The 13,507-nt window shown below is 47.5% G+C and carries 12 protein-coding genes; 7 read left to right on the top strand and 5 right to left on the bottom strand.

What is annotated here, in order from left to right; all coding sequences use genetic code 11:
• Positions 1–4: 4 nt before the first annotated feature.
• The 7 genes from NQ510_RS11550 to NQ510_RS11520 all read left to right on the top strand — a co-directional run bounded on the left by NQ510_RS11550 (position 5) and on the right by NQ510_RS11520 (position 6,921).
• Positions 5–1,105 carry a GDP-L-fucose synthase family protein gene (locus NQ510_RS11550; protein WP_005827972.1) on the top strand — a complete coding sequence of 367 codons (1,101 nt, stop codon included), beginning with the start codon at positions 5–7 and terminating at the stop codon, positions 1,103–1,105.
• A gap of 153 nt (positions 1,106–1,258) precedes the next feature.
• Positions 1,259–1,978, top strand: coding sequence for a WecB/TagA/CpsF family glycosyltransferase (locus tag NQ510_RS11545; protein ID WP_005827970.1), 720 nt, complete (start codon positions 1,259–1,261; stop codon positions 1,976–1,978).
• A gap of 32 nt (positions 1,979–2,010) precedes the next feature.
• Entirely contained in the window at positions 2,011–3,120 is a 1,110-nt protein-coding gene (gene gmd / locus NQ510_RS11540; protein ID WP_005827968.1) for a GDP-mannose 4,6-dehydratase, read from the top strand.
• Positions 3,114–3,824 (top strand): YjbH domain-containing protein, encoded by a 711-nt coding sequence (locus NQ510_RS11535; RefSeq protein ID WP_005827966.1) that lies wholly within the window; start codon positions 3,114–3,116, stop codon positions 3,822–3,824. The genes gmd and NQ510_RS11535 overlap by 7 nt, the downstream gene beginning before the upstream one ends.
• Before the next feature lie 41 nt (positions 3,825–3,865).
• Positions 3,866–5,113, top strand: a complete 1,248-nt coding sequence (locus tag NQ510_RS11530; RefSeq protein ID WP_005827964.1) for a YjbH domain-containing protein — start codon at positions 3,866–3,868, stop codon at positions 5,111–5,113.
• A 41-nt stretch (positions 5,114–5,154) separates the two neighbouring features.
• Positions 5,155–6,459 (top strand): carboxypeptidase-like regulatory domain-containing protein, encoded by a 1,305-nt coding sequence (locus NQ510_RS11525; RefSeq protein WP_172679954.1) that lies wholly within the window; start codon positions 5,155–5,157, stop codon positions 6,457–6,459.
• A gap of 39 nt (positions 6,460–6,498) precedes the next feature.
• Complete coding sequence (locus tag NQ510_RS11520; protein WP_005827961.1) at positions 6,499–6,921, top strand: BT0820 family HAD-type phosphatase; 423 nt, start codon at positions 6,499–6,501, stop codon at positions 6,919–6,921.
• 187 nt (positions 6,922–7,108) lie between these two features.
• Here the strand turns inward: NQ510_RS11520 and NQ510_RS11515 are convergent, their stop codons facing one another.
• From NQ510_RS11515 to NQ510_RS11495, 5 genes are all read right to left on the bottom strand, one after another.
• On the bottom strand, positions 7,109–7,870 hold the full coding sequence (locus tag NQ510_RS11515; RefSeq protein ID WP_005827959.1) for a creatininase family protein: 762 nt from the start codon (positions 7,868–7,870) through the stop codon (positions 7,109–7,111).
• A 62-nt stretch (positions 7,871–7,932) separates the two neighbouring features.
• Positions 7,933–8,811: a helix-turn-helix domain-containing protein gene (locus tag NQ510_RS11510; protein WP_005827957.1), complete on the bottom strand. Its 879-nt coding sequence runs from the start codon at positions 8,809–8,811 to the stop codon at positions 7,933–7,935.
• A gap of 74 nt (positions 8,812–8,885) precedes the next feature.
• On the bottom strand, positions 8,886–11,210 hold the full coding sequence (locus NQ510_RS11505; RefSeq protein ID WP_005827955.1) for a TonB-dependent receptor: 2,325 nt from the start codon (positions 11,208–11,210) through the stop codon (positions 8,886–8,888).
• Positions 11,211–11,361: 151 nt separating this feature from the next.
• The gene (locus NQ510_RS11500; RefSeq protein ID WP_034525598.1) at positions 11,362–11,700 is read right to left on the bottom strand and encodes a hypothetical protein; all 339 of its coding nucleotides are present in this window, start codon (positions 11,698–11,700) and stop codon (positions 11,362–11,364) included.
• Positions 11,701–11,745: 45 nt separating this feature from the next.
• Positions 11,746–13,491: a bifunctional metallophosphatase/5'-nucleotidase gene (locus NQ510_RS11495; protein WP_005827948.1), complete on the bottom strand. Its 1,746-nt coding sequence runs from the start codon at positions 13,489–13,491 to the stop codon at positions 11,746–11,748.
• Positions 13,492–13,507 lie beyond the last annotated feature (16 nt).

Genomic DNA, 13,507 nt, shown 5'->3' with positions numbered 1-13,507 from the left:
AGTCATGTTAGAAAAAAATGCAAAGATTTTTGTAGCGGGGCATCGTGGTTTAGTAGGTTCCGCCATCTGGAACAACCTGCAACAAAGAGGTTACACAAACTTAGTAGGACGCTCACACAAAGAACTGGATTTGCTGGACGGAACCGCCGTAAAGAAATTTTTCGATGAAGAACGACCTGAAGCGGTGGTACTGGCTGCTGCCCACGTGGGTGGCATCATGGCAAACCTGCAATACCGGGCAGACTTTATCTATCAGAATCTGCAAATCCAGCAGAACGTAATCGGTGAGAGTTTCCGTCACGGAGTAAAGAAGCTGCTCTTCTTGGGAAGCACCTGCATCTACCCGCGTGAAGCTCCGCAGCCCATGAAGGAAGAAGTGCTGCTGACCTCTCCGCTGGAATACACCAACGAGCCGTATGCCATAGCCAAAATAGCCGGGCTGAAGATGTGTGAAAGCTTCAACCTGCAATACGGAACCAATTACATAGCCGTGATGCCTACCAACCTATATGGACCGAACGACAACTTCCACCTGGAAAACAGCCATGTACTGCCTGCCATGATTCGCAAAGTCTACCTTGCCCAATGCCTCAACGAAGGGGACTGGGATGCTGTGCGCAAAGACATCGACCTGCGTCCGGTGAAAGGGGTAAACGGCAGCTATAGCAACGAGGAGATTCTGGCAGAGCTTGCCAACTTCGGAATAACCCCGGAAGCGGTCACCTTGTGGGGAACCGGCAAACCGTTACGTGAATTCCTATGGAGCGAAGAAATGGCAGATGCCAGTGTACATGTACTGCTGAATGTAGACTTTAAAGACACATATGCTCCGGACAGTAAAGAAATACGCAACTGCCACATCAATGTGGGCACCGGAAAGGAACTCAGCATAAAGGAAGTGGCTGAAAAGATTATAGCCGAAATAGGATTCAAAGGTGAGCTGCGATGGGATGCCTCGAAACCGGACGGCACACTGCGCAAACTGACGGATGTGACCAAACTGCATAACCTGGGATGGCATCATAAAATAGAAATAGACGAAGGAATACACCGTTTGTACGAATGGTATTTGAAAGGTATCTGCATCAACCACCAGACCAACTAAATTACATTTTTCACATTCCTCTTGTATATTACACACATAATCTTTACATTTGCCGCAGTTCTCGGACATATTGCATCGTTCCGTTCAAAAATACCTTTCCATGTGACGGGCGACAGCGTAGCGTACTCTGCGGAAAATTATACTCCTTTTTACATGTTGAAGTTAAAGACGATTTCGCTTCTGGAACACAGAAGTGAGCTTGACGCATTGCCCGAAGGCAAACTGCTGATTAACACCATCAATGCGCACTCGTATAACACAGCATTGAAAGATCCTGCCTTTGCAGAAGCTTTGCTGAGGGGAGACGCATTGATTCCAGACGGAGCAAGCATTGTACTGGCATTCAAACTCCTGAGACATGAGAAGATAGAGCGCACAGCGGGATGGGACTTGTTTCTGTACGAAATGAATAAACTGAACCGGAAAGGAGGAACCTGCTTCTTTCTGGGAAGTAGCGAAGACACCCTGAGGAAAATAAAGGTAAAAGCCGTCCGGTTATATCCCAATATCCGGATAGAGACTTATTCCCCACCCTACAAGCCGGAATTCACCCAAGAAGACAATCAAGCCATGATAGCCGCCGTAAACCAGGCACAGCCGGATTTGCTCTGGGTGGGCATGACCGCTCCCAAACAAGAGAAATGGACTTATGCACACCTGAAAGAACTGGAGGTAAACGGTCCCATCGGTACTATTGGCGCTGTGTTCGACTTCTTTGCTGAAAACGTGCAACGTGCTCCCGTATGGTGGCAGGAACACGGGTTGGAATGGCTGTACCGGCTGATAAAGGAACCCAAAAGAATGTGGAGAAGATATATCATCGGGAACTGCTTATTCTTATGGAATATCACAAAAGAGAAATTTACATCATAACATAAATAAAAACTGATTTTAAAACCCGAATCATGGATAAGAAAATAGCATTGATTTCAGGCATCACCGGTCAGGACGGTTCATTCCTGGCCGAGTTCCTAATTGAAAAAGGATATGAAGTACACGGCATTCTGCGTCGTTCGTCATCGTTCAACACCGGACGCATAGAGCATCTTTATCTGGATGAATGGGTGCGTGACATGAAGAAGAACCGTCTCGTAAACCTCCACTACGGGGACATGACGGACAGCAGCTCGCTTATCCGCATCATACAGCAGGTGCAGCCGGACGAAATCTATAACCTGGCGGCACAAAGCCATGTGAAAGTATCATTCGATGTGCCGGAGTATACTGCGGAAGCAGATGCCGTAGGCACCCTGCGTATGCTGGAAGCAGTACGTATCCTGGGACTGGAGAAAAAAACGAAAATCTATCAGGCTTCGACTTCCGAACTGTTCGGTCTGGTGCAGGAGGTACCACAGAAGGAGACAACCCCGTTCTACCCACGCAGTCCATATGGTGTGGCCAAGCAATACGGCTTCTGGATTACGAAGAATTACCGGGAAAGCTACGGTATGTTCGCTGTAAACGGCATTCTCTTCAACCACGAAAGCGAACGGCGCGGAGAAACCTTCGTGACACGCAAAATTACACTGGCAGCTGCACGTATAGCCCAAGGGTATCAAGACAAGTTATATCTGGGTAACTTGAATTCGCTGCGCGACTGGGGATATGCCAAAGATTACGTGGAGTGCATGTGGCTGATTCTGCAGCACGACACTCCGGAGGATTTTGTCATAGCTACCGGAGAATATCATACCGTACGTGATTTCACTACACTTGCCTTCAAGGAAACCGGTGTGGAACTACGTTGGGAAGGAGAAGGCGTGAATGAAAAGGGCATTGATACCAAAACCGGTAAAGTGCTGGTGGAAGTGGATCCCAAATACTTCCGTCCTGCCGAAGTGGAACAACTGCTGGGTGACCCGACCAAAGCCAAGACACTGCTGGGTTGGAATCCACGCAAGACTTCTTTTGAAGAACTGGTGAAAATCATGGTGACACATGACATGGCATTTGTGAAGAAGCTCTATATGAGAGCACAAATGGATAGCGAAAACACCCCTCCTCGGACATGCTGAAAACGAGAATAAGAAAATGGTGCCTGCTCCTACTGCTACTTGGTTGCTGTATGGGGGTGCAGGCCCAATATTCCATGGGCAACACCGGACTGCTGAACATCCCGACAGCGGATATGCAGAAGGCCGGTACCTTTATGGGAGGCGGTAATTATCTTCCGAACGGCATGACACCGTTTAACTTCAACACCGGAAATTACTTCGTCAACATCACATTCTTATCTTTTCTGGAGTTGAGTTATCGGTGTACGCTATTGAAAACCACCCGGTATGACGGTAAGAAAGGATATTTCCAGCAAGACCGTTCTTTATCTGCACGTATACGTCCGATAGAGGAAGGAAAATATCATCCGGCAATAGTCATAGGTACCAATGACCCTTTCAAAGACACTGGAACCAACTACTTTGCAACCATATATGGCGTACTGACCAAAGGCTTCTCCATCGCAAAAGGAGACCGACTAGCACTGACTGCCGGATATTACCTGCCACTGAACAAACACAGTATACAAGACGGTCCTTTCGGAGGCATCAGCTACTCCCCTGCTTTCTGCCGGGAAATGACTGTCATAGCCGAATATGATTCGAAAGGTTTCAATGTGGGAGCTGCCGCCAGATTATGGAGGCATCTCTCCATCCATGTGTTTACCAGAGAATTCAACAGCATATCGGGAGGGATACGGTATGAATGCAGGCTGTTGCACTAAGAGAGGGATGAAGGATTAAGGATTAGGGATTAAAGAGTAGGATGAAAAACAAGAGAAAAAGCGGTTTGAAGTGGATACTGGCAGTATGGTTCTGTGGTATTTCTGCAATGGCAGATGCCCAAGTGACAGAGAGCCTGAAAGCCATCGGTATGGAAAATATACGATGTGCACAGACCCCAGGGGTAACCACTGTAAGTTTTGAGAACAATGTATATAGAAGTACCTACACCGGAGTGGGCAAAGCCATAGATGCCTGCTTGGGAAGCAAGACGAAGGGCGATTTGCAATTGGTGGTACTGGAAAACCGGATTCCCAGGCTTTGCATCAATCTGCCGGATACATTGACGGAAGCATACAGAAACGGGGAAATCAGCCTGATACAAGTATATCAGCAAATGGGAATTACGGTAGATACGGATGCGGCCATGAAAGCATTGAAAAATGCCGGTCAGGAAGAAGTGCCGTCTGCCTGGAAGGTGGATTTGATGATATACCCCGATTTGTTTTTGGAGAACAATACGTTTGACGAACTGTATACATATGCCATCAACCTGAATCCGGCAGTGGAAATGGCTCTATGGAAAGGTGGGAAAATGACCGCACAAGTGATACTGCCCGTAGCCACCAATCTGAGTGGAGAGATGAAACGGATAAGACCGGGAATCATAGCTCTATCGCAGGATGTACGCTTCAGGCACAACATCTTCGGGAAAATGACGGTGGGTAACTTCACCAACAACAGATATGGTGCACAACTGGAAATAAAATACCGCACCAACAACGGACGCTGGGAACTGGGCGGAACGGCAGGCTCCACCGGTTTCTCCGCCATCACCCGGGAAGACGGCTGGTATATAGGCAGAAAACAGCGTATCAATGCCTCACTGAATGCTTCGTACTACGAACCACGCCTCAACTTGCAGTTCGACTTGAAAGCAGGAAGATATATTTACGGTGATTATGGAGTGAGAGGAGACTGTACGCGGCACTTCGGAGAGTATGCCATCGGCTTGTATGCCCTTTGTACAGACGGAGAGATAAACGGAGGATTTCATTTTGCCATCCCCCTGCCGGGAAAGAAATGGAGTAGAAAAGGATTCTTCAGAGTAAAGCCGGCTGACTACTTTGCATGGGCATACGGCATGGTGGCAGATGGAGAGTACATAGAAAAACAACTGGGCAAAAGTTACAGTACACGCCCTAACGAAAACCGGAGCAGCAACTTCTACCAGCCGGACTATATACGCTATTTCCTCATAAAGGAGCAACAAAAGGAAAAATCGGAATAAGTATAATTTAAACAGATTAGTTTTATCAAATGACGAAAATTATGAAAAAGAAAAGTTTATTTTTAGGAGGTGCATTGATGTTTGCAATGACCTTCAGCACAACAGTCCTTACATCTTGCCACGATGACGACAAGAAGTATGAAGAAGTGGAAGACCCGCTAAGAAGTCAAACAGCCTACTACATTGCAGGTACCATTACCGATGCCAACGGTCCATTGGCAGGAGCCACCGTAAAAAGCGGCGAATACTCTGCCACAACCGATGCAAAAGGCGTATACTCACTGACTGTGAACAAAACCGGCATCTACACGCTCACCGTAACATCTGAAGGACATGATGACTACGAGGCCACAGCAGAATTTACAGACGGAACAGCCAACCACAGCCTGATGGTGGTAAATGTAAAAATGTCAACAACCATAGAATTCGGCGAGATGCAGGAGGCTGACGGAAGCACCATTGAGGCTCCGAAAATAGAAAATCCGGAAAAGGAGAATGCCGCCACCATCAACATACCCACCGGAGGTACGGAAGAAAACACCAAGATTGCAGCCGTCGTGTTTGAAGAGGCACGTGAGGCCAATCCGGCAACTTCCACACAACCGGAAGCATCAAAGGCTTCTGTAAATAACGTAGCCATCAAGACAGAGCCGGCTGACGCTGTTGCCAAGGAAGATATCATCATTGCCATTCCCAATCCGTCGACTGATGCCAACCTGGGCTATTTTGATCCGGAAAACATGGAAGTGGAATCCAGCGAGGCGCCTGCAACCAGAGCCGCTGCTAAAACCGTAGGATTCAACAATAACAATTACATCATTACCATTCCGCAAGGCGAGAAGATAGCCGGCAAATATTCACCTAGAGTGAAATTTACCAAACAAGCTGCCGCCAGTGTAGCAGACGGCTACAACGAAGTGAATGGAAAAGCCGAGGTAATCAAGATTGAGAACAGAGATTACGATGCACTGGAAAACATCATCCTGACCCTTAAAATCAAGAACGGATGGGACTATACCGTTTCTCCGGCTGAAGCGCTGAAAGCTGCAGGAGCATCCGATGCACTGGCCACATACATCAACAACTACATTGAAACTGAAGAGGGAGGTACGAACGGTTCTTATGAAATTGAACAAAAGCTGACTGCAAGTGTCAGTGGCAACCATGTACTGCTGTATGGCAGCAAGCGTATGGTACGCGTGAAAACATATACCTTTAAAGTAGTGGTAGGCAACCAGAGCAAAGACGTAAAAGTAGAGCTGAAAAGCTACACGGGACATCAGGAAGAATATTCAAACAATCCGGTCAGCCAGCACTCAGGCGGCACCACAGGCGGTCAAGGATAATTTTCTCCACAGTCTGAAACCAATAAAAGCTATTCATTTATGACCATAGCCGTTGATTTTGACGGTACCATTGTAGAACACCGCTATCCCCAGATAGGAGAAGAAATTCCCTTTGCCACCGCTACGCTGAAGATGCTGATAAACGAGCGTCACCGGCTGATTTTATGGTCGGTACGTGAAGGGAAGCTCCTGGAGGAAGCTGTGGAATGGTGTAGGAAACGGGGTGTGGAATTCTATGCCGTCAACCGGGACTATCCGGAAGAAGACATCGCACACACCGGTTTTTCACGCAAAGTAAAAGCCGATCTCTTTATCGATGACCGCAACCTGGGCGGACTGCCCGACTGGGGAAGCATCTACCGCATGGTGCATGACGGGCTGACCTACGAAGAACTGTTTCGCGAAAACAGTGAACCGGTCCGGCAGAAAAAGAAGGGCTTTTGGGCACGTTTGAAAAAATAATATCCGAATGAGATTTTTGACTTATGTCAATTCATAACCCGCAAAAACCTTCTAATTTTGTACTCGAAATAGAGAAAGATTAGTTTTTATAAGAGTAAAGAGATTAGTTTTTAGGGTGCACTAAAAAAATAGGCAATATCCACAACGGTTATTGCCTATTTTTATATATAGCCGGAAGCCAAGTACATCAATACAGACTTCCCAGGCCGACTTCCGTAAAGAGTTTCGCCAACTTTTCCACCACCGGTTTCATATAACGTTCTCCTTTCTCGGCAGAAGCTTTTTTGGGGTTCCCTACCCCGCTGTCGACTGTAGCCTTATCCCAATGGCGGGGAGCCCAGCCAACCTTTTCATTCAAGGAAGGAATGGCAAACGGTTGGGACTCTCCGTCACCGGCCTCAGCCAGATTCACCAGCTCGGGATGGTAATGCATCATGACGGAAGTCTCAGACTCGCCGGCATGGTCGTCGACAACAGCCTCAAAGTAGTCTTTGGGAGGGACGATGCTGAACCAGTCGGCAGCGATAATCAGAAAATCGGGATACACAAACGCCAGGTCACGAATCATTCCCTTGAAGTTGTTGCCGCCATGACCGCTGAGAATAATCAGCTTACGCATGCCTTGTGCATAGAGGGAAGCAACTATGTCTTCCAGAATGGCCTGCTGGGTGGAATAGCGGGTATGGATGCAGAACGGAAGTTCGCGCTGCCCCGGATTGTGTGCACCGAAAGGTACGGGAGGCATCACCATACAGCGTACACCGGAATTCTGCAAAGCCAGTGCAGCCGCGTCTACAGCAATGTCATGCGGCAGAATACAATCAGTGAGATAAGGCAGATGCAGATTGTGGGGCTCCGTAGCTCCCCACGGCAAGATGACAACGTCATACTTCACTCCTTTCACCTTTCCATAGCAGGAAACAGTAAGGTCAATTTCTCTTTTTTCCATGATAGTTTATTTTGGGGGTAAATCTTTACCGCAAAAATAAACATTATTCCGTCACATTGAACCTATTGCCGGCGATATTCTTTAGGTGACATGCCGGTGTGATGCTTGAAATACTTACCAAAGAAGGACTGGTTGGCAAAATGCAGCTCGTCCGCAATTTCCTGAATGCTCATTTCGGAAGACTTCAGCAAGGCTTTGGCTTCCAAAACTACGAGACTGTCAATCCATTCGCCTGCCGTCTTTCCGCTGATTTCTTTCACTACGGTGGAAAGGTGCTTGGCGGTGAGGAACATCTTATCGGCATAATAGGACACACTTCGCTCTTCTTTATAAGACTCTGAAACGGCACGGATAAAGCGCTCGAACAAGTCTTCCTTCCTGCTTTTGGGAATGCGTTCCTGAACGACATGCCCTTGATAAATGTTATATATCTCATAAAAAAGGGCCAACAGCAACCCCTGGGTGATTTCCTTACGGAAAGGGTTGTCTTTCAGCTTCACCTTGCTCCAAAGAAAAGAGTGATACTCCTGAAATGATTGGGATTCCTCCGGAGTGATGTGGACAAAAGGCCGTTCCTTAATCATAAAGAACATGGGGAAAAGCTGCTGCATGGTAGGTATCACCATATCCATAAAGTCCTTTGAAACGGCAATGAAAAGTCCGGAAAAATCTTCGGAGCGTTCCCGTTGCAGAACAATCTGGTCGGGAAGAATAATGCCCAACATACCTTCCCGCATTTCACATTGCTGCAGGTTGAGTTCCAGTTTGCACCACCCTTTCAAACAGACAGTCAGGCAAGCAGCATTCAAACGGGTGGGATAAGAGCTCAAAGGCATATCCTTGATGTCATTAAAAATAGCAAAATCATTGCCGATGAAATCAATCATCGGCAAATGATGTATCTGGGAAATGTCTACATTCCGTATTCTCTTAGTATCCATGGTTTTTGTGCTTTGGCGACAAATGTAGGACTATTTTGCGGAATTTAGCTCTAAAAATTCTTAAATGGAAACTTTTAGTTCATTATCTTGAAACCGATAAAAAAGGTTCTCGGCTGCGTCGGTCCGTAGAAATAACCCGCATCGCGGAATTCCCCTTTATCCAGGTCTTTCTGGAAACTGTTAAAGATATTCTGTACACCCGTATTCAACTGAAGCTTGATATGGTCGTGAAGCACAAACGTATAGTTCAACTTCACATTCAGATCCAGAAATTGGGGAGTATGCTCCATGCGGTCTGAAGTGATATTACAGAAGGCACCCTCGGGAGCATCTTCCGGTGCGTAGTGCGGAACAATCATCTTTCCCGTATAAGTGCCGGAAAGAGAGAAATCAAAATTCTTTACCGGTGCGGAAGAGAAAGTGAAGTACCCGTAATAATCCGGTGTACGGGGCATGCGCTTAGTGGTAAGGTCTTTTCCGTCCACCTTTGTCCAAGCTTCCTCATGGGTATAGCGGCTGCGCTGTGCCGTAAATCCGAGTTGGAACTGCGCCTCCTTACCATGGGCAATCCTCGCATCCAGATTGGCACCATATACACGTGCACCGTTTCCGTTGCGGCGCTCCTTAATAACATCCCCTACTTCGTTCTTGCCGATATCTTCGAGCACAAAGACATGGCGCAGGTCTGTATAGAAACCTTCCACCAGAATGTTTGCCTGCCAGTGCCCCAAATGGGCAGTCCAGTCTACCGAACCGCTGTAACTGTTGGAACGCTCTTCACGCAGATTGTCGGACAGTTTGATTTGGACACCCTTACCGCCTACTGCCGTTACGTGCAAGTCCTCATCGTATGCCTGCGGAGCACGGAAACCGGTAGAATAAGTCAAGCGTGCCTGAAAATCATCTGTCGGCTTGTAGAGCAGGTTGACGCGAGGACTGAAAATAAGCTTGTCAATCAGGTTGTGCTTGTCCAGACGGGCGCCGACCAACATGGTCAGTACATTCATTTTCCACTCATTCTGCACGAAAGCACTGGCAATGCGGACATCCTGCTCCATGTCACGATGATAGCCGGTCATAATGTCATGCAGGGAGTTGTTCTGATATTCCAGTCCGCTGGTGAAGGTAGCGGGAGCAAAGAAACAGTTGTCCATATTGCCTACATACATGCCACCGGCAACCCAAGTCAAGTCTTTCGTCTTGCCGTAGGCATTCATGTCCTTTTGGGCACCATAGTAACTGTTGCGATCGGTGTGCTGGATGGAGGTGTAAGCTGAAATCTTATGCTTGTACTCTTTCCAGAATAAATCGTAGCTCACGCCTCCGCTATTGATGATATGCTTGGTCTGCTCGGTAATGTCCGTCTCATGCGGCTGCAAATCAAATTTATTACCTCCGCGACGAAGTTCGTTAGTAGTATGGTATTCCAGATTGATGCGGCTGAAATGCGTAGGACGGTAATAGGCACGGAAACCGAAGGTATTCATGTTCAGCTTGCCCAGCTCGGAAAAGCCATCGCCATCGCGGTCGTAGGGGTTACGGTTGCGGTAACTCTCATAAAGGGCAATGCCGTAGGAGTTATCTTTGGCAACCAGCGATACATTGCCACCCATATATTGCTCCCAGGACTTGCCGTCCATATTGGAGAACATACTCGATACCTGGAAGGAATTGTTGATGGGATCTTTGGTTATGATGTTGATGGTGCCTCCCACAGCATTAGCTCCAAACAAGGCAGAGCCTCCACCACGCACCACTTCTACCCGTTCAATCATGTTCACGGGGATTTGCTCCAGTCCGTACACACCGCTCAATGCACTGATGATGGGACGGCTGTTTATCAATATCTGCGAATACGGACCTTCCAAGCCATTGATGCGCACCTGGGGGAAACCACAGTTCTGGCAGTTGTTCTCCACACGCAAGCCCGACTGGTAGTTCAGTGTCTTGGCAAGGTCGGTGGAGTTGACCATCTCGAACAATTTGGTACTCATCACATTCACGACTACCGGAGCTGCCTTGCGGCTTACCTCGTTGCGGTTGGCAGATACCACCACTTCATCGGTCATAAAACTCTCCTCTTCCATCGGGAAATGTATGACGGCAGTAAAGTCCTTGCTCACCGTCACTTCCTTCTCTTGGGTCTTATAGCCCACGGCAGACACACGGAGCTTGTATTTTCCCGCCGGAAGCTTGCGGAACTCAAATTGTCCTTCTTCATTGGAAACCGTTCCCTGACCGCTGCCGATAATCAAAACCGTGGCATACGGTATATTTTCCTCCGTACCTTTCACTATCACATGGCCGGAAATCATATTGCCTTCCTTTATAGGATTTACGGCAAAAGCTACGCTGGCACTTACCACTGCAAGTACCAACGCCAAAATGTATTGTTTCATCAAATTAGCGCTCTAAATAAAAAAATAATTCAAGTCTGAAAAAAGATAATAATCCGACATACCGCACTTCTTTCACTGAAATACCGGACATTCGAGACTAAAACACCTGGTATCTACATGCAAAAAATCCAGGCGTTTTTAAACCTAATGACTATGAAAAAAGAGCGGGAGGAGCGCGAAGGGAAAGAGTACGTATAACTTCCCCCTTTACAGTAGGCGTTGCCGGTTTGGCTCTGAGCATGGACAGCAAAGGACGCATCGGGTGCTGAACCTCATACACATCCACCCCGGAAGAGTGGAATACCGACAGATGCCCGATAACCAGAAGGGAAGTCTGAGAGTGAGAGTGTGTGCCATGAAAAGGGTGCGAGTGCGTTATCATCACCCCATTCACATAATGGACGTGAGTGAACGCAGTGATACTTGCCTGGTACATGATAAACAGTACCAGCAAGCTCAATGCACCTATAATTTTTTTCTTCTGCTTCACGTCCAAAAACTTATACTATAGATTTTGAGCCGCAAAGATAGTGAATTATTCTTTAACTTTGCCAAACAAGAACTCATAATCACGCTTGGAAGCCGGAGCCGCCCATTCTTCGGGAATAAACTTCCACTGATTCAGCGCACGCGGTTCAATCACCTTCTTCTGCTCAATGTACTGCATCAGATAATAGCGTAAGTCCTTATCCGTAGAGTGGATGATGCGCTCCTTCAATTCATCCTGCGAGATGCCGGACCCCTTTGTCAGCAATTCGCCGCCACCGTTTCCGCGATAAGAATTCACCGCTACCTTATACATTTTATCCATATCGAACGGGGTACCGTCTGCCATGCTGAGAATGGTTACCTTCTCGCCATCCGGCTTGGTCACATCCACCGTGTAGATAATACCCGCCGCAGAATCGAAGTTGAAGCTGAAATTCTTGAATGAGGCCCTATCCGTAGCACCTTCGCGGCGCTTCTCACGGAAGAGAAGGATATGGTCGTCCGGAGACTTCATCCGATTGGTCCACAAATCATACGACATCTCCAAGGCATCGCGTATCTCCTTTCCCGTCAGACGCATGGTGTAAAGCATATTTTCGTACTTATACAGATTGAACATATCGTTCACAAAAATGTCTCCTTTACGGATTTCCGTATCATAGGACAAAGGAGCCGCAAAAGAAATATCCGCTCCGCTGATTGCCAACTGCAACTCATGAATAAGGTCTATAAAAGCGGAAGAGCCGAAATAGGCAGGACGTGTGGAGATGGTCTCGGTAAAGGAACCTATCTTCTTGGAAACAAAATTCTGCACAGCTTCATTTTCGGGGGCAAAGCGTTGCATGAACTCTTCGCTGACGCCGTAGTCTTGCGTATCGGACAGTATGCCGTCTATCTTCTTGTCTATAACTTTACCATCACGCAGTTTCAAGGTTATATCCACATTACTCACAACGACACCGTTGCTGGCAGGGTCCATCACCAGTACCGAGTCACCGGCTATGTTGTACACCCTCTTGCATTCGCGCGCATGGTCGTGCCCCATCAGGACAATATCGAATCCCGGCACGTTGCACGCCACTTCCACCGAAGCGTTTTCGCGATACTTGCCTCCCATCAGCTGGGCATCCTGGCCGGCATGGAACATACCGATAACCAAATCAGGCTTTTCCTGCTCACGGATAATCTTCATCCATTTGCGGGCAGTCTCCTCCATATCGTCGAAACGCAGCCCTTTCCACAGATTCTCTGAAAGCCATACGGGGATGGCAGGAGTTATCATACCGAGAACCACAATTTTCACTCCGTCACGTTCCAGCACCTCATAGGGTTTGAAATTGGTTTCTCCGGTAGCAGTATCCACAATATTGGCACCCAATATCGGAAAACGGCAGTCACCTGCCCAACGGTCGAAAACGGTACGGCCGGTCTCTACGTCATGGTTACCCATATTGCCGGCATTATACCCCATGAAATTCATCATCTCCGCTGCCAGATGAGGGGCAACGGTATCTATGTAATTATAATAATAGGCTGTGGGCTGTCCCTGCAGAATGTCACCATTGTCCAAGAGAATCAGATTTTTGCCATAAGCCTCACGTTCTTTTTGCACCAAAGCATGCACACGTGCCAGACTGCCGGTTGCCTCCCGGCGGCGTATAAAGTCGTAGGGATAGTAGTTGCCGTGTATATCACTGGTCTGTACGACTTTCAGTTTCACCTCTCTTTCCTGCGCAGGCAGTATGCTTGTCAGGACAAAAATCCAGATAAAAAAACAACTAAATCTTTTCATTATATTTCCTTATTTC

It is taken from the genome of Bacteroides uniformis (assembly GCF_025147485.1).
Taxonomy (GTDB): Bacteria; Bacteroidota; Bacteroidia; order Bacteroidales; family Bacteroidaceae; genus Bacteroides; species Bacteroides uniformis.
Note: the sequence above shows the minus strand (reverse complement) of the source record. Positions and strands in the feature narration are given on the sequence as shown.

What these genes read in the sequence shown, in the direction of transcription:
- NQ510_RS11550 (WP_005827972.1), top strand. Translation starts at nt 5, where the DNA reads ATGTTAGAAAAAAATGCAAAGATTTTTGTAGCGGGGCATCGTGGTTTA.
- NQ510_RS11545 (WP_005827970.1), top strand. Translation starts at nt 1,259, where the DNA reads ATGTTGAAGTTAAAGACGATTTCGCTTCTGGAACACAGAAGTGAGCTT.
- gmd (WP_005827968.1), top strand. Translation starts at nt 2,011, where the DNA reads ATGGATAAGAAAATAGCATTGATTTCAGGCATCACCGGTCAGGACGGT.
- NQ510_RS11535 (WP_005827966.1), top strand. Translation starts at nt 3,114, where the DNA reads ATGCTGAAAACGAGAATAAGAAAATGGTGCCTGCTCCTACTGCTACTT.
- NQ510_RS11530 (WP_005827964.1), top strand. Translation starts at nt 3,866, where the DNA reads ATGAAAAACAAGAGAAAAAGCGGTTTGAAGTGGATACTGGCAGTATGG.
- NQ510_RS11525 (WP_172679954.1), top strand. Translation starts at nt 5,155, where the DNA reads ATGAAAAAGAAAAGTTTATTTTTAGGAGGTGCATTGATGTTTGCAATG.
- NQ510_RS11520 (WP_005827961.1), top strand. Translation starts at nt 6,499, where the DNA reads ATGACCATAGCCGTTGATTTTGACGGTACCATTGTAGAACACCGCTAT.
- NQ510_RS11515 (WP_005827959.1), bottom strand. Translation starts at nt 7,870, where the DNA reads ATGGAAAAAAGAGAAATTGACCTTACTGTTTCCTGCTATGGAAAGGTG.
- NQ510_RS11510 (WP_005827957.1), bottom strand. Translation starts at nt 8,811, where the DNA reads ATGGATACTAAGAGAATACGGAATGTAGACATTTCCCAGATACATCAT.
- NQ510_RS11505 (WP_005827955.1), bottom strand. Translation starts at nt 11,210, where the DNA reads ATGAAACAATACATTTTGGCGTTGGTACTTGCAGTGGTAAGTGCCAGC.
- NQ510_RS11495 (WP_005827948.1), bottom strand. Translation starts at nt 13,491, where the DNA reads ATGAAAAGATTTAGTTGTTTTTTTATCTGGATTTTTGTCCTGACAAGC.